We start from the raw sequence: 20,745 nt of genomic DNA on the forward strand, positions 1-20,745 counted from the left end.
GAACCTGCCTCAGTCCCCGCGATCGCCCAGCTTCGGCATTTCCGGGTTCGCCGTGAGGTCGCGCTTGTTGCGCTGGGCGGTGAGCGGCTCGCCGGTGACCTGGTACCACACGTTCTCGGCGATATTGGTGGCGTGGTCGCCGATGCGCTCGATGTTCTTGGCCATGAACAGCAGATGCGTGCACGGCGTGATGTTGCGCGGATCTTCCATCATGTACGTGAGCAACTGGCGGAAGTAGCCGGTATAGGCGTCGTCCAGCTCCACGTCGTCCTTCCACACCTGATAGGCACGCTCGGCGTCGCGGTCGCGGTGGGCGCGCAGCACTTCGCGCACTTCGGCGGCAGCCAGTTCAGCGAGGTGGGCCAGGCCGCTGGTGGGGTTGATCGGGGCGGCCATCGACAGCGGGATGGAGCGCTTGGCCACGTTCGCGGCGTAGTCGCCGATGCGCTCGATGTCGGCGGCGATGCGCAGCGCGGCGAACACGTTGCGCAGGTCGCCCGCCATCGGTGCGCGCAGCGCCAGCAGGCGCACCACGTCGTGGCTGATTTCCTGTTCGAGCTGGTCGATGGCGTCGTCGTTGCCCACCACGTGCTGGGCGGCGCGTTCGTCGCGGCGTTCCACCACGTCGATCGCTGCTTCCAGCTGGCTCACCGCCAGCTCGCCCATGCGCACCAGCTCGCCGGTGAGGCGCGCCAGCTCGTCGTCGTAGCTCTTGATGATGTGTTCTTTGCCAGTGCTCATGGTGTACCTCGTGGTTGTTCCCTTCTCCCTCCGGGAGAAGGTGCCCGAAGGGCGGATGAGGTTCGGGCGGAGTGCTGTGCCAAGGGTTCCCGAACCCTCTCCCGGAGGGAGAGGGCTTCGATGGATCAGCCGAACCGCCCGGTGATGTAATCCTCGGTCTGCTTCTTCGAGGGCTTGGTAAAGATCTTCTCGGTGACATCGAACTCGATGAGGTCGCCCATGTACATGAAGGCGGTGCGGTCGGAGACGCGTGCAGCCTGCTGCATATTGTGGGTGACGATGACGATGGTGTAGTCGCGCTTGAGTTCCTCCACCAGCTGCTCGATGCGGCCGGTGGCGATGGGGTCGAGTGCCGAAGTGGGTTCGTCCAGCAGCAGTACCTCGGGCTTCAGCGCGATGCCGCGCGCGATGCACAGGCGTTGCTGCTGGCCGCCGGAGAGGCCGAGCGCGCTCTTGCCGAGCTTGTCCTTCACCTCGTCCCACAGTGCGGCGCGGCGCAACGCCTGCTCCACGCGTTCGGCCATCTCGGCCTTGCCGAGTTTTTCGTGGTGGCGGATGCCGTAGGCCACGTTCTCGAAGATGGTCATCGGGAACGGCACCGGCTTCTGGAACACCATGCCGACCTTGCTGCGCAGGCGGTTCATCGAATACTTCGGGTCGAGGATGTTCTCGCCGTCCAGCAGCACTTCGCCCTTGGCTTCCAGCTTCGGGTAGATCGCGTAGATGCGGTTGAAGATGCGCAGCAGGGTGGACTTGCCGCAGCCGGAAGGACCGATGATCGCGGTGACCTGCTTTTCCGGGATATCCATGGCGACGCCCTTCAGCGCATGGGCACCGTTGTAGTAGAAGTGCAGGTCGCGCACCGCGATCTTGGTACGCGTGGCGGAAGCCGCGGCGGTGTTCGCCGTGGCGTTCGCGGCACTCGCGGCGAGGTCAGTCATAACGCACCTTGTGGCGGGAGAACAGCATTCGGGTCAGCAGGCTGAGCGCAAGCACGAACAGCGTGATCAGCAGGGCGCCGGCCCAGGCGATGGCATGCAGGTCGGGGCTGGGGTCGTTGGTGTACTGGTAGATCGCCACCGGCAGGCTTTCCATCTTGTCCAGCGGATGCACGGTCATGAAGTTGTTGCCGAAGGCGGTGAACAGCAGCGGTGCGGTTTCGCCCGCCAGGCGCGCCAGCGCCAGCAGAACGCCGGTGACGATGCCGGAAGTGGCTGCGCGCATCAGCACCTGTATGGTCATCTTCCACTGCGGGATGCCCAGCGACAGCGTGGCCTCGCGCAGTGTGCCCGGCACCAGCTGCAGCATTTCGTCGGTGGTGCGCACGATCACCGGCAGGCCGATCAGCGCCAGCGCCACCGAACCGGCGAGGCCGGAGAACGACACCGAACCATGCGTGAGGCTGGACATCGGCAGCACCACGATCACGTAAACGAACAGGCCCAGCACGATGGACGGTGCCGACAGCAGGATGTCGTTGAGGAAGCGGATGGTGGCGCCGAGCCGGGTGCGGTTGGCGTATTCGGCGAGGAAGGTGCCGGCGAGCACGCCGATCGGCGCGCAGATCAGCAGCGCCATGACATCCATGATCAGGCTGCCCACGATGGCGTTGGACAGGCCGCCCTGGTCGGCGTAGGCGGTGATCCGGGTGAACAGGTGCGGAGTGATCGCGCCGAGGCCGCTCTTCAGTGTGGTCCACAGGATCCACGCCAGGAACAGCAGGCCCAGCAGGGTGGCGCAAGCGCTCAACACCAGCGCCACCACGTTGACGATGCGACGGCGCAGGTAGACGGAGGCGGCCATCAGTTGCCCTCCTTGCGCGACAGCCGGCGCAGCATCAGGCGCGCGATCAGCAGCACGATGAAGGTCACCACGAACAGCAGGAAGCCCAGCGCGACCAGCGCCGAGCGGTGCGTGCCCACCGCCTCGTTGAACTCGTTGGCGATGGAGGAGGAGATCGAGGTGCCGGGCATCAGCAGCGAGCCGCTGAGGTCGTAGGCGTTGCCGAGCACGAAGGTCACCGCCATCGTTTCGCCCAGCGCGCGGCCGAGGCCGAGGAAGACGCCGCCGATCACCGCCGAGCGCGTGTAGGGCAGCACGATGTCCCACACCACTTCCCAGGTGGTCGAGCCCAGCGCGTAGGAGGATTCTTTGAGGCGCACCGGTACCGTCTGGAACACCTCGCGCATCACCGAGCAGATGAAGGGCAGGATCATCACCGCCAGCACGATGCCCGCGGTGAGCAGGCCCAAGCCCAGCGGCGGGCCTTGGAACAGCTTGCCGACCAGCGGCAGCTTGCCCAGCGTGTCGGAAAGCGCCGGCTCGATGTTCGCCATGAACGGCACGAACACGAACAGGCCCCACATGCCGTAGATGATCGACGGGATGCTGGCCAGCAGTTCGATGGCAGTGGCTACCGGGCCGCGCAACCAGTTGGGAGCGATCTCGGTAAGGAACAGGGCGATGCCGAAGCTCACCGGCACCGCCAGCACCAGCGCGATCAACGAGGTGACCAGGGTGCCGTAGATCGGCGCCAGTGCGCCGTAGTCGTCGGTGACCGGATTCCAGGTGTCGCTGGTGAGGAAATGGAAGCCGCCCTTGAACAACACCTCGCGCCCGCCCCACAGCGTGGACAGCGCGGCGCCGAGCAGGGTCGCCAGTACCAGCAGCGCACAGCACTTCAGCAGCGTGCGGAACCATGCGTCGTGGCGCGCGTCGCGGCGGCTGCGTTGGTCGACGTCGGTGGCTGGGATCGATGACATGCGATGTTCGCGATGAGGTTTCTCCTTCTCCCTTGGGGAGAAGGTGGCCCGAAGGGCCGGATGAGGGTTCGGGCATGGCGATACGTATCGCCATGCCCGAATCTTCTTCCCAACCCCTCCCCCGGAGGAGGAGGGGTTTCGAGGCTTGCGCTTACTGCTTGATCTCGGTCTTCCAGTAGTTCTCGATCTGGCCGACCAGGTTGGTGGGCAGCGGCACGTAGTCCAGCGAGCGGGCGGCGTCCTGGCCGTTCTCGTAGGACCACTTGAAGAAGTCGAGGATGACCTTGCCGTTGGCGGCGTTCTTCGGCTGCTTGTACACGATCACCCACGAGGTGGCGGTGATCGGCCACGCACCGGCGCCCGGGGCGTTGGTCATCAGCAGGTTGAAGTTCTTCGCGCTCGCCCAGTCGGCGGTGGCGGCGGCGGCCTGGAAGCTGGCCGTGTTCGGCTGCACCACCTTGCCGGCGGCATTCTTCATCACCGCGTAACCGATGTTGTTCTTCAGCGCGTAGGCATATTCCACGTAGCCAATGGAATTCGGGATCTGGCGGATGTACGCCGACACGCCCTCGTTGCCCTTGCCGCCGATGCCGGTCGGCCAGTTCACCGCCGTGCCTTCGCCCACCTTGGCCTTCCAGGTGGCGTCGACCTTGGAGAGGTAGTCGCTGAAGTTGAAGGTGGTGCCCGAGCCGTCCGAGCGATGCACCACGGTGATCTTCGCGTCGGGCAGCTTCACGCCCGGGTTCAGCGCGGCGATGGCCGGGTCGTTCCACTTGGCGACGGTGCCGAGGAAGATGCCCGCGAGCGTCTTGCCGTCCAGCACCAGCTTGCCCGGGGCGACGCCGGTGACGTTGAACGCCGGCACGATGCCGCCGATCACGTCGGGGAACTGGGCCAGGCCGAACTGGCCGAGTGTGGTTTCGTCCAGCGGCATGTCGCTGGCGCCGAAATCCACCGTGCCGGCCTTGATCTGGGCGATGCCGCCGCCCGAGCCGATGGACTGGTAGTTGACGCGGTTGCCGGTCTTCTCCGCGTAGGCGGCCGACCACTTGGAGATCACCGGATAGACGAAGCTGGAGCCCGCGCCGGTGATGTCGGTGGCTTGCGCGGACAGGCTGCCCAGCGCACAGGCGGCGGCAAAGGCGATGGCGCCGAGGCGGAACATGGAACGGGAAGAGGTGAACACGTGGTGGCTCCTTGGTGTGCACGGGGCGTGCGCCCGGTTGCCCGCCATTGCAGCGTCGGCGTGTTGCAATGAAATGAGATGAATGTTTCAGGCAGATGACAATCCGGCAGGCGAGGGCCTCCGGAGGCAGGGCAGGCTCTCAGCCCGCGTCCAAGTCGACCCGGTTGCGTTCCAGCGTTTCCAGTTGCCGCCAGCGATTGACGATGTCACAGAACAGCATGGCGGTGATCTCGGCATCGTAGATCGCCGAATGCGCCTCGCGGGTGTCGAAGTTGCGGCCCGAGGCCTGCACCGCCTTGCCCAGTACGGTCTGCCCGTAGGCCAGGCCACCCAGCGTAGCCGTGTCGAAGCAGCTGAAAGGGTGGAAGGGGTTGCGCTTGTTGCCGGTGCGGCGCACCGCGGCGTTGACGAAACCCAGATCGAACGCGGCATTGTGGCCGACCAGGATCGCGCGCTGGCAGCCGTTGTCGCGTACCGCGACGCGAACCGCCTTGAAGATGTGTTCCAGCGCCAGTTGTTCGTCCAGCGCGCCGCGCAGCGGGTTGCCTGGGTCGATGCCGGTGATTTCCAGCGCGCGCGGGTCGAGATTGGCACCGGGGAAGGGATGCACATGAGCTTGCACGGTGGGCAGCGGATGTACGAAACCCTGCGCATCCATGCCCACGGCGACCGCGGCGATTTCCAGCAGGGCATCGCGCTCGGCGTCGAAACCGCCGGTCTCCACGTCCACGATCACCGGAAGAAAGCCGCGAAAACGTTCGGCCATGCGGCTGGCCATGTTGTTGAGTAACCCCATTGATGAAGCATATCAGCCGTTGCGCACCGGCCGCGAATGCGGTGGGGCACTCAGGGGAGGTGCGCTGTCTTCGATCTGTAACAAAACATCCACATGGCAGTAAAACGGCCAACGCATTCTTTACGTCGACCCCGCTTGGTTGCCAGGGGCTTGAGTGGCGCAACCGTGGCGGTTCAATTCGACCAAGTGGAGAAATTACATGCGTTCCAAGATCCTCGCAGTGGCGATTGCCGCTGGTCTGGGCGTAACCAGCGTCTCGGCGATGGCCCAGACATCCGGCAATCAGAAAGTGACGCTGACCGCCAGCGAACTTGCGCAGATGAAGGCCGAGATCGCGGCGCTGCAGCAGAAGGTCGACGATCTGCAGTCGCAGTCGTCTGCCCAACAACAGCAGCAGCAGCAGACAGCGCAGACCGTACAGGCCACCCAGCAGCAGGTGCAGGCGACGCAGGCCCAGGTGCAGCAGGCCGAGCAGACCGTGGCGACCAAGCTCGGTGACACGCTGGGCGGCTCCGGCGGCGTGAAGTGGACCTTCGGCGGCTTCCTGGCGGCTGAAACGGCGTATCGCTCGCGCGACACCGCCGATGACGTCGCCACCAAGTTCACCGCCGTTCCGTTCATGGGCGGCACGAGCACCGCGCCGATCAACACCAGCACCGGTGCGACCACCAGCTATCCGGTGACCAACGCTAAGAACAGCCAGTTCCTTTACAGCGCGCGCCAGAGCCGCATTTCGATCATGGCGCAGGGCGACATCAACGACTCCACCCATGTGACCGGCTACTACGAGACGGACTTCCTCGGCGGCGCGCAGACGGCAAACATGAATGAGAGCAACTCGTTCAACCTGCGCATGCGCCAGCTGTGGACCAACGTGGATTGGGACGACTACGGCCTGCACCTGCTGGGCGGCCAGGCCTGGTCGCTGCTGACCCTCGACAGCAAGGGCATCACCCCGCTCAAGGAAGTGCTGCCGCCGACCATCGACGCCCAGTACCAGGCGGGCTTTACCTGGGCTCGCCAGGCACAGCTGCGCCTCGTGAAGGATTGGGACAAGACCTGGTGGCTGGGTATCTCGGTGGAAAATCCGCAGACGGCGGGCATCGGCTCCGTGGCCGGTCCGGGCTCCAAGGGATATGCGACGTCGACCGCGACGGTTGGCGCCGGCAGCCTGTATGACAGCCTCAACTCGGTTTCGCTCAACAAGTTCCCGGACGTCATCGTGAAGTTCGCGGCTGATCCGGGCTGGGGCCACTACGAAGTGTTCGGCATCACGCGTGAATTCACCACCCGCGTCACGCCGACGACCGCCAACGGCGGCCCGGCGGCGACCAGCAACCAGACGGCGCATGGCGGCGGCTTTGGTGTGGGCATGGTGCTGCCGCTGGTTCCGAAGGTGCTGGACTTCCAGTTCTCGGGCATGACCGGCAAGGGCATTGGCCGCTACGGCACCACCGGCTTGAACGACATCACCTACGACCCGAGCGGCGCTCCGCATCCGCTGAAGGAAAACATGCTGCTCGCGACGCTGACCTGGCACGCCACCGACGCGCTCGATGTGTATGCCGCCGGCGGCCGCGAACAGCAGGACAGCTATCTGACCGCCGGTGCAAACGGCAAGGCCTTCGGCTACGGCAGCGAGCTCCTGGGCTACAACAACAGCGAATGCATGACCTACGGCGCGCCCAGCGATTGCACGGGCCAGACCCGTCAGGTCGCCGAGCAGACGCTCGGCTTCTGGTGGAAGTTCTACCAGGGCAAGTTCGGCAAGGTGCAGTTCGGCACCCAGGTCTCGCATGTCACGCGCAAGCTGTTCAGCGACATCAATGGCAACGCGCCGTCCGCTCCGGACAACATGGTGTTCACCAGCCTGCGTTACTACCCGTTCTGATCAGCGGGCGACGGAGAAGCGTCAAGGTTATCGTAAGGAGTTCTACCCTGGGACGGAAAACGGCGGGCATGATGCCCGCCGTTTGCTTTTGTGCTTTCTATTGATGCTTCTGCCTTTTGTGCTATCGCAATTGACAAGGCGGTTTCGTCCACCTGCCGGTGGCCGAGTTACTTTTCTCTTGCATGGCCAAGAGAAAAGCAACCCAAAGAGAAGGCCACCCCGAGGCGACGCTCTCCGGGCATCCTGCCCTCCGCCTTAGGGCCGACTTCGCCGTTCGCCATCGTTCCTGCGACCGCGTGGGCCAGCAAAGAGAAGTAACTCGGGCGCCGGCAGGCGACCGAAACCGCTTTGTTCCTTGCAGCAGGCGTTCAATACCGCCCACCGAAACCGAAAGAAAGCTCGACGCTTCCTACGGCTTCGCCGGCGGCTTCTCCAGCATCGCCACCTTCCATCCACCACCCAGTGCGCGCACCAGCGCCACGCTGGCCTGCAACCTGCGCGTGCGCACCTGTTCCGCGGCGCGTTTGGCGTTGAGGTAGGCGGTCTGCGCGGTGACCACGTCCAGATAGTTGATGATGCCCTCGGTATAGCGGTTGGTGGCGATTTGCTGGGCGGCCTGCGCCGCGCTGGCGGCGGCATCCTGGTCGTGTGCTTCGTGGGTGAGTCGGGTGAACAGCGAGAGGCTGTCCTCCACCTGTTCGAAGGCGTCGAGTACGGTGAGCCTGTATTGCGCGGAGGCTTCATCGAACTCGGCGTGTGCCTGACGCGCGCGCGCGCGACGCAGGCCGCCGTCGAACAGGGGCAAGGAGACGAAGGGGCCCAATGCCCAGATGCGGTTGCCGAAGGAGAACAGGTTGCCTTCGCCGGTGTCCTGCCAGCCGTACATGCCCGAGATGCCGATGTCGGGGAAGAACGCCGCGCGCGCCACGCCGATGCCGGCATTGGCGGCGAAGGTGCGCCGTTCCGCCGCGGCGATGTCGGGCCGCCGCTGCAGCAAGGTGGATGGCACCGAGGCGGGGATGGTCGGCGGCTGTATTTCTTCCTGCGAGGCGGGCAGCGTGAAGTCAGGAGCGGGCACGCCGATCAGGGTGGCGATGGCGTGTTCGGTCAGCGCGCGCTGCGCCGCCACCTCGTCGATCTGGGCGTGGGCATCGGACAGCTGGTTCTGCGCGCGCGCCACCGACAGGCCGGAGGCGATGCCGCCCTGCATGCGGTTGCGAGTGAGGGTCAGGCCTTGCTGATAGGCCTGCAGCGAGCTGTCCAGGATTTTCGCCTGGAGGTCGTAACCGCGCAGTTGGATGTATTCGTTCGCCAGCCGGGCTTGCAGGCTGAGCTTGGCCGACGCCAGGTCCGCTTGCGCAGCTTGTGCCTGCGCGTGGCCGGCGGCGACTTCGTTGCGGATACGGCCCCACAGGTCGAATTCGTAGCCGGCGCCGAATTGCGCGGTATCGTCGTCGTATTCGTTGGGCTGGTTGGAACCGCGCAACGGGCGGTTGTTCGATTGACGGTCGTCGCTGGTGCTGCCGCCGACACCGAGGTGCGGGAACAGTCCCGCACGCGCTTCGCTCTCGAATGCGCTGGCGCGTTCGTAGCGAGCCAGCGCGATCGCGAGCGACGGACTGTTCGCATCGAGCAACTGCTCGAGCCGGTCGAGCTCCGGGTCGTTGAACACCGTCCACCAGTCGCCGCGCGGGCTCATATCCGCGGGTGCTGCACGTGTCCACAGGCCGGTGCCTTCCTTGTACGCGGCGGGCACCGGTACCGCCGGTGTCTTGTAGACAGGGGCCAGCGAGCAGCCGGCCAGCAGGCCGGCGAACACCAGTGCCAGCGCCGCCGGTCGAACGCGGCGCATGGCCTTGGAACTTGTCCGTACACTCCCGTCCGCACTGAGCGTGGCGCCAATGCGCGACGCGGGGAGTGGCCATGGATGGCGAGGTTCCGAGGAGCGAGGAAGTCGAATTGCTGTCGACCGCGGCATCTCCGGTGTTTCGACCGCACGAAGCTTCGCTTCGCTGCGCTCGACACGAACGGTTTTGGAGTCCTCATTCGTCGCCATGCGACGACTCCTTGCCGGAAGCCACGCGCACGGTGTCGCCGGCGGCCAGCGAATCGGGCGGATTGTCGATGATGCGGTCGTCCGGCTGCAGGCCGCGGTCGATTTCCAGCGCGCCGCCCAGATCCATCGCGATGTGCACGTCGCGCATCACCACTTTGTTGCCGGGACCGAGCACGGCGATCTGCGGGCCCTGGGCGCGGAAGATCAGCACGGTGGAAGGCACGCTGGTGACGGCCTGGCTGGTGGCCAGCGGCAGCTGCACGTCGGCGTAGTCGCCGGGCAGCAGCTTGCCGTTGTCGTTGGCCACTTCGAATTGCGCCAGCAGCGAGCCGGAAGCCTGGCTCACCGCGTCGGAGGAGCCGATCAGGGTGCCCTGGTAACTCTTGCCCGGATGATCCGGCACGGTCAGCGAGACGGTCATGCCCGGACGGATCGACGATGCATAGCGCTGCGGCACCGCAACGTACAGGCGCATCTTGTCGGTGTCCGCCACGGTGAACAGCGGCAGTGCGGACTGGCTGTCGGCAGTCACCAGATCGCCGATGTCGGTGTTGCGCGCGGTCACCGTGCCGGCGAACGGTGCGGTGACGTTGCGGAACGCTTCGAGTGCGGCGAGGCGATCCAGGTCGGCCTTGGCGGAGAGCACGTTGGCGCCGGCCACGGCCGCCTCGCTGGCCTTCTCGTCGGCTTCCTGCTTGGACACCGAATTGGAGGAAAGCAGGTGCTGCCAGCGCTGGCTGGTCACCTTGGCGAGTTGCGCATTGGCTTGCGCACGCACCAGCACGGCCTTGGCCTGTTCGTATTGCTGGTCGAGCTCGGGTGTGTCGATCACGGCCAGCGTTTCGCCGGCTTCGACGTGGCTGCCGATGTCCTTGTTCCAGCTCTTCACGTAGCCGGAGACCTGCGCATGGATCGGCGCGCTGATCCATGCGTCGATGTGGCCGGGCAAGGTCATCGTGTGCGCACCCATCGAGCCGAGCGGTGCGGCCAGCGCCACGGTGGGGATGGCCTCGGCATCCACCTGCTTCACCAACTGGTGGTAATCGTGCGCGCGAAGCGCCAGGCCGATCGCCGCGGTGACCGCGGCGACCACCAGCAGGCCGATCACCGCCGGGCGCAGGCGCAGCGTGCGCGGATGCGCCGGTGGGGCGTGTTCATGCGACATGGGAGGCTTCTCCGAGCTGCGGAATGGCGGAGGGCGCGTGCTGTTCGCGCCCATGGACGATGCTGAAGACCACCGGGACGAACACCAGCGTGGCGCAGGTGGCGAACATCAGGCCGCCGACCACGGCGATGCCCAGCGGCGAGTTCTGCTCATGGCTCAACGACATCGGCAGCATGCCGATGATCATCGCCAGCGCGGTCATCAGCACCGGACGGAAGCGCGTGAAACCGGCTTCCAGCGCGGCCTTTGTCGCGTCGCCGTGCTCGGCCAGCCGCTCGCGGCAGAAGCTCACCACGAGAATGGAGTTGGCGGTGGCGACACCCATGCACATGATGGCGCCGGTAAGCGCGGGCACCGACAGCGTGGTGTGGGTGGTGAACAGGATCCACACGATGCCGGCCAGCGCGGCGGGCAGGGCGGTGATGATGACGAACGGATCGAGCCAGGACTGAAAGTTGACCACGATCAGCAGGTAAATCATCACTACCGCACCGAGCAGGCCGAACAGCAGACCGTTGAAGGCCGTGTTCATCGTGTGCACCTGGCCGCGCAGCGTGACCAGCGTGCCCTTCGGGCGGCTGCTGGCGAACTGGTCCAGCACCTTCTGCACGTCGCCGGAGACGCCGCCGAGGTCGCGGCCCTGCACCGAGGCATAGATGTCGAAGGTGGGCAGGATGTTGTAGTGCGAGACCACCGCCGCGCTGGGGCCGCGGGTGAAAGTGGCGACATTGCTCAGCACCTGGCTGTCCTTGCCGGCCGAGGCGGTCACCGGCAGGCGCAGCAGGTCGGCCATCGAATCCATCTTGTACTGCGGCGTGGAGGCGACCACCGCGTAGGACACGCCGTTGTGCGGATCGAGCCAGAACACCGGCGCCACCTGGCTGGAGCCGGCCAGCGAGGCGACCATGCTGTTGGTGACGTCACGCTCGGTGATGCCCAGCGTGTCGGCGCGGGTACGGTTTACCTTCACGTTGATCTGCGGATAGCTGGTGCTCTGCTGCAAGCGCACGTCGGCGATGCCGGGGATGTCGCGTAGCCTGCGCATGATCTTCGTCGCATAGGCCTCGTTCTCGGCGCTGTTGCGGCCGGTCACCGTGACGTCCAGCGGGGCCGGCGCGCCGAAGTTGAGGATCTGGCTGGTCATGTCCGCGGGCAGGAAGGAAAACGTCGTGCCAGGGAACTCCCGCGGCAGCAGCTTGCGCAGCTCCGCCACGTAGCCGTCGGTGGGCGCATGGCCTTCGCCGAGCACGATCTGGATGTCGCCGTCCTGCGGGCCGATCGAGCCGGTGTTGCTGTAGATCAGGTTGGTGTTGGACAGCGGCAGGCCGATGTTGTCGATCATCGTCTTCAGCTGGTCTGGCGGGATGACTCTGCGGATCGCGGCCTCGATGTGGTCGAACTCCGCCGCGGTCTCCTCGATGCGCGTGCCCATCGGCGCACGCACATGCAAGGCGATGGCGCCGGAGTCCACCGAAGGGAAGAAATCGCGGCCGAGGAAGGGCACCAGCGCGAACGAGGCAAGCACGAAGGCCAGGAAGCCGCCCACGAACACCCAGCGCAGCTTCAACGCCGTGGCCAGCAGTGCGTAGTAGCTATCGCGTACGCGGGTAAAGCCGTGCTCGAACTTCTGCTGGAACGCCACCAGACCGCGCACCAGCGCACCGTGGCCACGCCGGTGGTGCTGGTCGCCCTCGTGATGGTTGATGTACGGGTCTTCCGGGTGGTCGCCGACGCCGTGCTCGGTGTGGTACGTCTTCAGCAGGTACATCGCCAGCGTCGGCACCAGGGTGCGCGACAACACGAACGACGACGCCATCGCGTAGATCACCGCCAGCGCCATCGGCCGGAACAAGAAGCCGGCAATCCCGTTCAGCATGAACATCGGCACGAACACGATGCAGATGCACAGCAGCGAGACGAAGGCGGGTGTGACGATCTGCTTCGCACCGTCCATGATCGCGGTGCGCACATCCTTGCCCTGTTCAAGGTGCCAGTTGATGTTCTCGATGGTCACCGTGGCGTCGTCCACCAGGATGCCCACCGCCAGTGCGAGGCCGCCCAGCGTCATCACGTTGAGGGTCTGCCCGGTGGCCGACAGCAGGGCGATGGCCGACAGCACTGCCAGCGGGATCGACACCGCGATGATGACGGTGGAGCGCCAGCTGCCGAGGAACACCAGGATCATCACCGAAGTCAGCAGCGCGGCGATGATGCCCTCGCGGGCCACCGAAGCGACCGCGTCCTTCACGAACACCGACTGGTCGGCGAGCTGGGAGATCTTCAGCGACTTCGGCATCGTCTCCTTGATCAGCGGCATCAGCTTCTTGACGCCCGCCACCACCGCCAGCGTCGAGGCGCTGCCGGTCTTCAGGATCGGCATCAGTACCGCGCGACCGCCATCCACGCGCACGATGTTGTTCTGCGGCGGCGAGCCGTCGCGTACGTGCGCCACGTCGCCGATGGTGATGGTGGCGCCGTTAACGGTGCGGATCGGCAAGCTGTTGAGCATGTCGATCGCGGTGGGGCTGTTGTTGAGCTGCACGTGGTATTCGTAGGTACCGATCTTCGCGGTGCCGACCGGGATGATCTGGTTCTGCGCCGCCAATGCGTTCGCCACGTCCTGTGCCGACAGGCCCTTGGCCGCCAATGCCTGCGGGTCGAGGTCGATCGTCACCTGGCGCTGCTTGCCGCCATAGGGCGTGGGGATCGCTACGCCGTTCACCGACACCAGGGTCGGGCGCACTTCGTTCTGTGCGATGTCGCGGATCTTCGCCTCGGACAGCCCCTTGCCCGAGAACGCCATCTGCAGCACCGGCACGGTGGAGGCGTTGTAGTTGATGATGGTGGGCGGCGTGATGCCCGGAGGCATCTGCTTCACCACCGTCTGCGAGATCGAAGTGACCTGTGCGGTGGCGGTGCGGATGTCGGTGCCCGGCTGGAAGAAGATCTTCACGATCCCGGCGCCGGGCAGCGATTGCGACTCGATGTGCTGGATGTTGTTGACCGCGGTGGTGAGCTGGCGTTCGTAGTAGTAGATGACGCGGCCGGACATCTGGTCGGGCGGCAGGCCGTTGTACGACCACACCACGCCGATCACGGGGATGCCGATGTTCGGGAAGATGTCCGTCGGCGTGCGAAGCGCCGCCAGCGGGCCGATGATCAGGATCACGATAGCGAGCACGATGAACGTGAGCGGGCGCGCGAGTGCGGTGCGGACGAGGCCTAGCATGTCGTGTTCCGGAGGGGGCGGACGGCAGCCCGGACGTTCCGGGCTGCATGACATGCTGGCAGCGCATCCTTATGCGAACCTTTTGGCTTACGTGACGGGACAGGTTCGTTCATCGCCGGGATGGTTGAGCGCCGCTTTTTCGGGTGGCAGATGCGTGCGGGCTAACACAAGATTGTCATGAATGAGTGCGGCCACAATTTCGATCCGGAGCGGACGCCACGTTCTCGGATTCCGTGCATGCCGCATGAGGGAGAACCATGTCATTCGACTGGAAATCCGTGGGACGGATGTCAGCCGGGCTCATGGCAGTCGTTCTGGCCACTTGCGGGACAGGTCTGGCCATGTGGCAATCCCACCAGGATCGAGTGAAGCAAAAACTAGGACAGAGCACGCTGCTGCCAATGACGGCAGGATTGGGGTCGGGGCTAGCGATCGGTCCCGTGGACCCGGACCTTCATTGCGTCACCTTGCCGGCAGGCATAAGACTTCTTCCCGGGCACGTAAGCATGGAGACGATGGACAGTCGCTACCATGGGCCCGATTGGTCCGTCGTCAGCGAACACATAAAGCCGGGTGACGACATTTATGCGTACGACAACATCGTGCATGCGCCTCCCGGCATGGCGTTCCCCGGCAACGGCGGTGGCTTTGTGGTTCTGCGCGGGTGGTGCCTGGTCGGGCGGATCATCACCTGGGTGGAATAGCTGATGCCCGCTTCGACGCGCCAGGTCTTTACGGGTGCGTGCTGCCCAACAGGAATTCCACCCGCACCCGCAGCCCCTTTCCGAACGGCGAATCGAGCAGGTCGATGCGGGCATCGTGCAGTTGGGCGGCGCGGCGCACGATGTTGAGGCCGACGCCGTAGCCGCCTGCGGTGTCGTGGGTTTCGCGCCGGAAGCGTTCGAATACCGTTTCGCGGTGTTCGGCAGGGATGCCGGGGCCATCGTCGCTGATGTCGATGGTGGCGACGTCAATGGCATGGCTGAGCGCGACTTCGACCTGGCCGCCCTGCGATACATAGCGCATGGCGTTTTCAATCAGGTTGCGCAGCATCGCGGTCAGCGCCACCTCGTGCCCGGGCACGCGCAGCGGCGTGCCGTCGTGCAGCAGGCTGAGGGTGATGTCCTTGTCGGCGATCAGTGGCGCGAGTTCCTCGATCACCGAGGTGACGATGGCGGTCAGGTCCTGGGGCGAGCGTTCCGTGGCTGCCGCGCCGGCTTCGAGCTGGGCCATCGAGAGGATCTGCTCGATGCGCCGCGCAAGACGGGAGGCGCCTTGCCGCGCGTGTTGCAGGGCGGCGCGGGCGTCGTCCGGACTGCTGGCGATGGCCGCGCTGTCCAGTTGCAGCATGGTGGCGGCCAAGGGCGTGCGCAGCTCGTGCGCCATGTCGGCGGTCATGCGGCGTTCGCGTTCGATGGCATCCTCCAGCCGTTCGAGCTGCTGGTTCAGCGTGGCGATCAGCGGGCGGATTTCTTCGGGCGCCAGCTCGATCGCCACCGGCTGGCGGCTGCCGGGCGTGCGTTGCGCCAGTTGTCCGGTGAGTTCGTCCAGCGGCCGCAGACCGCGTCGTACCGCCCACAGCGCCAGCAAGGCGAGCAGGGGCAGGCCGATCAGCAGCGGCAGGCCGTGTTCCAGCATCAGTCCGCGGTCGATGTTCAGGCGGTTGTCGTAGCGTTCGCCGATGCGGATCAACAGGCCTGCGCGGTTCTGCAGGATGAAGGTACGCCAGAGATAGCCGTCCAGCGTGATCTTGCCGAAGCCGGCTTGCTCGGCGCGGGGCGGTGGCAGGCTGGCGAAGTTGGCGGTGCTCACCATCGGCCGGCCGCGGCCGTCGTAGACCTGGAAGCCCACGTCGGGTTCATAGTTGCGGCGGTGCACGGCGACGATGAGGGCGCGGCCAATGTCGGCGTCCTTGGCGATGGCGGCGTGGTTCGCGCCGGCGTCGCTGTTCTCGATCAGCACGCCCAGCGTGCGTCCGGCTTCCGCGAGCCGGCCGTCGAGCAGCTCGTTCATCTCGCGCCGCTCGCGCTGGTAGCTGATGATGCCCAGCGGGATGAGCACCGCCACCATCACCGCGATGATCAACCAGGTGAGACGGTGGCGCAGGCTGAGCGGTTTCATGCGGAGGCGTTCACTTCGGCTCCCGCGGCAGCATGTAGCCGATGCCGCGCACGGTGCGGATGGTGTCCGCACTGAGTTTGCGCCGCAGCCAGTGCACTTGCACCTCCAGCGCGTTGCCCTCCACCGGATTGTCGATGCCGTACACCGAGTTTTCCAGCGTCTCGCGGTGCACGATGCGGCCTGCGCGTTCCATCAGTGCGCGCAGCAGGGCGAACTCGCGACGCGTCAGCGTGACCGCGGCCCCGCGGAACGCCACGTCGCCGGTGGCGAGGTTCATCCGCAGGTCGCCGGCTTCGATGATGTTGTCGGCGAGCCCGCGGGTGCGGCGGATCAGCGAGCGTATGCGTGCCGACAGTTCCTCCAGGTGGAACGGCTTGACCAGGTAGTCGTCGGCGCCAAGGTCGAGGCCCCGCACGCGGGCTTCGAGGCCGTCGCGCGCGGTCATCACCAGGATCGGCGTGCGGATGCCCTTGCGGCGCGCTTCGGCCAGCACGTCGAAGCCGTCGCGATCCGGCAGGCCGAGGTCGAGCAGCACCAGGTCGGCGCTCTGGTCGTCCAGCCCCAGCATCGCCTCGCGGCCATTGCGCAGCCAGGTCACCGCGCAGGATTGCTGCACGAGGGCATGGCGGATGGCCTCGCCGAGTTCGGCGTCGTCCTCGACCAGCATGATGTGCATGGGCTTGTCCGTGATGGTTGCGGTGGCATTGTTGCCGCATCTTGGACGCCTAGGCTTACACCAACCTTAAGAGCTTTCAGAGTCTTCAGCCTGCCGGCGTCTTGTCCTTGTAGCGGCACAGGTCGCGGATCACGCAATTGGGACAATCCGGCCTGCGCGCCTTGCACACGTAGCGGCCATGCAGGATCAGCCAGTGGTGGGCGTCCTGCTTGAACTCGGCGGGCACCACCTTTTCTAGCTTGTCCTCCACCGCGCGCACGTCCTTGCCGGGCGCGAGGCCGGTGCGGTTGGCGACGCGGAAGATGTGCGTGTCCACCGCGATGGTGGGTTCGCCGAAGGCGGTGTTGAGCACCACGTTGGCGGTCTTGCGGCCCACACCGGGCAGCGCCTCCAGCGCCTCGCGCGTGCGCGGTACTTCGCCGCCGTGCTGCTCGACAAGGATGCCGCACAGCGCGATCACGTTTTTCGCCTTGGCGTTGAACAGGCCGATGGTGCTGATGTACTTCTTCAGCTTTTCCTCTCCGAGCTCGAGGATGGCCTGCGGCGTGTTCGCCACGGGATAGAGCTTTTTCGTAGCCTTGTTCACCCCGACATCGGTTGCCTGCGCAGACAGCACCACGGCCACCAGCAGCTCGAACGGCGTGCTGTAGTCCAGCTCGGTGGTGGGATGCGGGTCCAACTCGCGCAGGCGGGCGAACAGCTCGACCACGTCGGCGCGTTTCATGGGCATGGCGAGCCGCCCCGCGCCGACGTCGTCATGCCAGCGGAAGCTGGCATCCAGTGCCTTGGGTGCTCGCGAGAGGCGCTGGATTCCGGCCTGCGCCGGGGTGACGGCGTGGAGGATGGTCGTTTCATGGCGTCTTGCCCTGTTTGGCGCGTGCCCGTGCCAACGCGGCCAGCACTGGGTTGGTGGATGCGGCGGTGTCCACGGCGGCCTTGCGCGCGGCCAGTTCCGCCTCGCGCTCGGCGGCTTCGCGCGCCAGCCGCGCTTCGCGTTGCCGGAAATGTCCGCGCGCCGCGTCGGCATGCGCCTGGTCGATCTGCGCCAGCGGCATGGGTTCCAGCACGATGCAGTCCACCGGGCAGGCCGGCACGCACAATTCGCAGCCAGTGCAGTCGTCGGTGAGCACGGTGTGCATCAGCTTGGCCGCGCCCACGATGGCGTCCACCGGGCAGGCCTGGATGCACTTGGTGCAGCCGATGCACTCGTCCTCGATCACCCGCGCCAGCATGCGCGGCTTCTCGATGCCGTTGGCGGGGTTCAACGGCAGGGCGGGGCGGTTCAGCAAAGTGGCCAGCTTCGCGATGCCGGCTGCGCCGCCGGGCGGGCACTGATTGATCTGCGCCTCTCCGCGTGCGATGGCCTCGGCGTAGGGGCGGCAGCCGCGATAGCCGCATTGTTCGCATTGCGTCTGCGGCAGGAGCGCGTCGATGCGGTCGGCGAGGGACGGCAGTTCAGTCATGGCGTCCATGCGCTGCGGCCTTGTCCGACGACACGCTCAATTCGGCATAAGTGTCCGGGATCGCTTTCCAGTGGTAGCCGCACGACTTGCAACGTTCCCGCCACTTGAGCGCCGGCCATATCGGCAGGCCGAGGAAGCACCCGAAAAAGAAGGCCCAGCCACGGTAGTTGGGGTTTCCTTCGATGTCGGTGCTCTGGCAGCGGGGGCAGCAATCGTCGCAGTCGAGGCGATAGTCGCCGCGCCGCCAGTGATCGAGAACACCGCGGGCCTGCACCAGGCACGCGTCGGGCACCATGACCAGGAAGCCGCCGAATGCGATCACCTGGTACCACTTGAGCCGGGACAGGCCATTCTCGAAAACGAAGGCGATGCATCCTTCCTCGCGCAGCAGGCCGGCGACGATCTCCGCCTCGGCATGGTCGTAGGATCGATGGACGCACCGCATGCGTGCTGAGGTCAGCGCACCGTGGCGCCGGGCTTCGCGCCCTGATCGGCGTCGAGCAGAAACAGGTCGCTGCCGCCGTCGCCGGCGGAGAGGATCATGCCTTCGGAGAGGCCGAAGCGCATCTTGCGCGGCGCGAGGTTGGCGATGAACACCACGTTGCGGCCGACCAGTTTTTCTGGCTCGCCGTAGGCGGCGCGGATGCCGGAGAAGATCTGCCGCTTGCCCAGCGCACCGGCATCCAGTTCGAAGCGCAGCAGCTTGTCCGAGCCTTCCACGAATTCGCAGGCCAGCACGGTGCCGACGCGCAGGTCGAGCTTGGCGAAGTCGTCGATGGCGACCGTGACCGGTGCATTCGTGGCGGGTGTTTCGGTTGGTGCGGCGGGCTTGGCGGTGTCGTTCATGGGCTTTTTCTTGGGTGGTTCGGCGGCAGGCGCCGGTGCGCCCAGCGATTCCCTGGAGGCTTCGACCATCGCCTCGACCAACTTGGGGTCGAGGCGCGCGAGCAGCGGTTCGAAGGCATGGATGGCATGGCCGTGCAGCGCGCTGCGCGCATCGGCGAAGGTGGCGATGGGCGCAGCGAGGAATTGCTCGGCGGCGGCCACGGTGGCGGGCACGATGGGCTTGAGCACGCCGGCGAGCAGGCGAAAGGCGGCCAGCGCGAACGAGCACACCTGGTGCAATTCGGCACGGCGCGCGTCGTCCTTGGCCAACGCCCATGGCGCCTTCGCGGCGATGTGGCCGTTGACCAGGTCGGCCATCAGCACGAAGCGGCGGGTGAGTTCGGCGAATTCGCAGCCCTCGTACAGGGCGTCGATGCCCTCGTAGTGCGCAAGCAGGTCCTGCCACAGCGCGGAGTGCGCCGCATCGAACGCATCGGCGAGCCTGCCGTCGAAGAACTTGTGCACGAAGCCCGCGGTGCGGCTGGCGATGTTCACCCACTTGCCGACCAGGTGCGAGTTGACGCGTTCCTCGAAGGCCTTGAGGTCGAGGTCCACGTCCACCGGCGTGTCGTTGAGCAGGCTGGCGAAGTAGTAGCGCAGGTACTCGGGGTTGAGCCCGGCATCGAGGTAGGTGCGTGCCTGGATGAAGGTGCCGCGCGACTTCGACATCTTCGCGCCGTTCACCGTGAGGTAGCCGTTCACGTGCAGCGCAGTGGGCACCCGCATCTGCGCGCCGTGCAGCATCGCCGGCCAGAACAGGCCGTGGAAGTTGATGATGTCCTTGCCGATGAAGTGGTGCATCTCCGCGGTGCTGTCCGGTCCGAGGTACTCGTCGAACTTCATGCCGGAGCGGTCGCACAGCGCCTTGAAGCTGGCGAGATAGCCCACCGGGGCGTCCAGCCACACGTAGAAGAACTTGCCCGGTGCGTCGGGAATGGGAAAGCCGAAGTAGGGTGCGTCACGCGAGATGTCCCAATCCTTCAGGCCGCCGTCCAGCCACTCGCGCAGCTTGGCGGCCACACCTGCGTTCGCCACCGGACGGCCGCCGGAGTACTTGCCGGCGAACCAGTCGCGCAGCAGGCTCTCGAACTTGCCCAGCTCGAAGAAGTAGTGCTCCGAGTCCTTCAGTATCGGCGTGGCGCCCGACATCACCGAATACGGGTTGATGAGGTCGGTGGGCGCGTAGGTGGCGCCGCAGTTCTCGCAGTTGTCGCCGTACTGGTCGGGCGTGCCGCACTTCGGGCAGGTGCCCTTGATGTAGCGGTCGGGCAGGAACATCTGCTTTTCGGGATCGAACAGCTGCTGGATGTTGCGTCGGGCGATGTAGCCGCCGTCGCGCAGTCGCGTGTAGATCAGCGAAGCCAGCTCGCGGTTCTCGTCCGAATGCGTGGAATGGTAATGGTCGAAGGCCACCCCGAAGGCGGCGAAATCGGCCTCGTGGCCGACACGGATGCCGGCGATGAAGGCTTCGGGCGTCATGCCGGCCTTCTCCGCGGCCAGCATGATCGGCGTGCCGTGCGCGTCGTCGGCGCAGACGTACGACACCTCGTTGCCCATCATGCGCTGCGCCCGTACCCAGATGTCGGCCTGGATGTAACCCAGCAGGTGGCCCATATGCAGAGGGCCGTTGGCGTAGGGCAGGGCGTTGGTGACGAGCAGGCGTCGTGACATGGTGGGCAGAGCCGTCTGGGAAGCCCCGCATTATGACATGACGGATGTTTTTCCCGGCCGTGGGAGGCTTGTGTGCACCAAGCCGTTCCCCACCCTCCCGTGC

The 20,745-nt window shown here is 65.9% G+C and carries 17 protein-coding genes; 2 read left to right on the forward strand and 15 right to left on the reverse strand.

What is annotated here, in order from left to right:
• Window positions 1-9 precede the first annotated feature (9 nt).
• The 6 genes from phoU to rnt form a co-directional block, all read right to left on the reverse strand.
• The gene (phoU, locus tag ISP25_RS02615; RefSeq protein WP_192160231.1) at window positions 10-741 is read right to left on the reverse strand and encodes a phosphate signaling complex protein PhoU; all 732 of its coding nucleotides are present in this window, start codon (window positions 739-741) and stop codon (window positions 10-12) included.
• 125 nt (window positions 742-866) lie between these two features.
• On the reverse strand, window positions 867-1,682 hold the full coding sequence (gene pstB, locus ISP25_RS02620) for a phosphate ABC transporter ATP-binding protein PstB (RefSeq protein ID WP_404611457.1): 816 nt from the start codon (window positions 1,680-1,682) through the stop codon (window positions 867-869).
• Entirely contained in the window at window positions 1,675-2,544 is an 870-nt protein-coding gene (gene pstA, locus ISP25_RS02625; protein ID WP_192160233.1) for a phosphate ABC transporter permease PstA, read from the reverse strand. The genes pstB and pstA overlap by 8 nt, the downstream gene beginning before the upstream one ends.
• Window positions 2,544-3,503 (reverse strand): phosphate ABC transporter permease subunit PstC, encoded by a 960-nt coding sequence (gene pstC / locus ISP25_RS02630; RefSeq protein ID WP_404611459.1) that lies wholly within the window; start codon window positions 3,501-3,503, stop codon window positions 2,544-2,546. The genes pstA and pstC overlap by 1 nt, the downstream gene beginning before the upstream one ends.
• 151 nt (window positions 3,504-3,654) lie before the next feature.
• On the reverse strand, window positions 3,655-4,668 hold the full coding sequence (pstS, locus tag ISP25_RS02635) for a phosphate ABC transporter substrate-binding protein PstS (protein WP_404612062.1): 1,014 nt from the start codon (window positions 4,666-4,668) through the stop codon (window positions 3,655-3,657).
• Window positions 4,669-4,828: 160 nt separating this feature from the next.
• Window positions 4,829-5,455: a ribonuclease T gene (gene rnt, locus ISP25_RS02640; RefSeq protein WP_404611461.1), complete on the reverse strand. Its 627-nt coding sequence runs from the start codon at window positions 5,453-5,455 to the stop codon at window positions 4,829-4,831.
• A gap of 229 nt (window positions 5,456-5,684) precedes the next feature.
• Between rnt and ISP25_RS02645 the strand changes: the two genes are divergently transcribed.
• Window positions 5,685-7,376, forward strand: a complete 1,692-nt coding sequence (locus tag ISP25_RS02645; RefSeq protein ID WP_404611463.1) for a hypothetical protein — start codon at window positions 5,685-5,687, stop codon at window positions 7,374-7,376.
• Window positions 7,377-7,785: 409 nt separating this feature from the next.
• On the opposite strand, the gene ISP25_RS02650 is transcribed toward ISP25_RS02645, so the two are convergent.
• The 3 genes from ISP25_RS02650 to ISP25_RS02660 form a co-directional block, all read right to left on the reverse strand.
• The gene (locus ISP25_RS02650; RefSeq protein WP_404611465.1) at window positions 7,786-9,228 is read right to left on the reverse strand and encodes an efflux transporter outer membrane subunit; all 1,443 of its coding nucleotides are present in this window, start codon (window positions 9,226-9,228) and stop codon (window positions 7,786-7,788) included.
• Window positions 9,229-9,418: 190 nt separating this feature from the next.
• Complete coding sequence (locus ISP25_RS02655) at window positions 9,419-10,597, reverse strand: efflux RND transporter periplasmic adaptor subunit (protein ID WP_404611467.1); 1,179 nt, start codon at window positions 10,595-10,597, stop codon at window positions 9,419-9,421.
• The gene (locus ISP25_RS02660) at window positions 10,587-13,826 is read right to left on the reverse strand and encodes an efflux RND transporter permease subunit (RefSeq protein WP_404611469.1); all 3,240 of its coding nucleotides are present in this window, start codon (window positions 13,824-13,826) and stop codon (window positions 10,587-10,589) included. The genes ISP25_RS02655 and ISP25_RS02660 overlap by 11 nt, the downstream gene beginning before the upstream one ends.
• Window positions 13,827-14,083: 257 nt before the next feature.
• Here ISP25_RS02660 and ISP25_RS02665 point away from each other — a divergent pair, with 257 nt between their 5' ends.
• A complete protein-coding gene (locus ISP25_RS02665; protein WP_404611471.1) occupies window positions 14,084-14,530 on the forward strand; it encodes a hypothetical protein in 447 nt (148 codons plus the stop codon).
• Between the two features lie 28 nt (window positions 14,531-14,558).
• On the opposite strand, the gene ISP25_RS02670 is transcribed toward ISP25_RS02665, so the two are convergent.
• The 6 genes from ISP25_RS02670 to metG all read right to left on the reverse strand — a co-directional run bounded on the left by ISP25_RS02670 (window position 14,559) and on the right by metG (window position 20,642).
• Window positions 14,559-15,947 (reverse strand): sensor histidine kinase, encoded by a 1,389-nt coding sequence (locus ISP25_RS02670; protein ID WP_404611473.1) that lies wholly within the window; start codon window positions 15,945-15,947, stop codon window positions 14,559-14,561.
• A 10-nt stretch (window positions 15,948-15,957) separates the two neighbouring features.
• Window positions 15,958-16,623: a response regulator gene (locus ISP25_RS02675; RefSeq protein ID WP_192160244.1), complete on the reverse strand. Its 666-nt coding sequence runs from the start codon at window positions 16,621-16,623 to the stop codon at window positions 15,958-15,960.
• An 85-nt stretch (window positions 16,624-16,708) separates the two neighbouring features.
• A complete protein-coding gene (nth, locus tag ISP25_RS02680; protein WP_404612064.1) occupies window positions 16,709-17,347 on the reverse strand; it encodes an endonuclease III in 639 nt (212 codons plus the stop codon).
• A 127-nt stretch (window positions 17,348-17,474) separates the two neighbouring features.
• Entirely contained in the window at window positions 17,475-18,086 is a 612-nt protein-coding gene (locus ISP25_RS02685) for an RnfABCDGE type electron transport complex subunit B (protein WP_404611475.1), read from the reverse strand.
• Entirely contained in the window at window positions 18,079-18,531 is a 453-nt protein-coding gene (locus tag ISP25_RS02690; RefSeq protein ID WP_404611477.1) for a putative signal transducing protein, read from the reverse strand. The genes ISP25_RS02685 and ISP25_RS02690 overlap by 8 nt, the downstream gene beginning before the upstream one ends.
• Before the next feature lie 11 nt (window positions 18,532-18,542).
• Window positions 18,543-20,642, reverse strand: a complete 2,100-nt coding sequence (metG, locus tag ISP25_RS02695; RefSeq protein WP_404611478.1) for a methionine--tRNA ligase — start codon at window positions 20,640-20,642, stop codon at window positions 18,543-18,545.
• Window positions 20,643-20,745 lie beyond the last annotated feature (103 nt).

Source organism: Rhodanobacter hydrolyticus, from assembly GCF_044904645.1.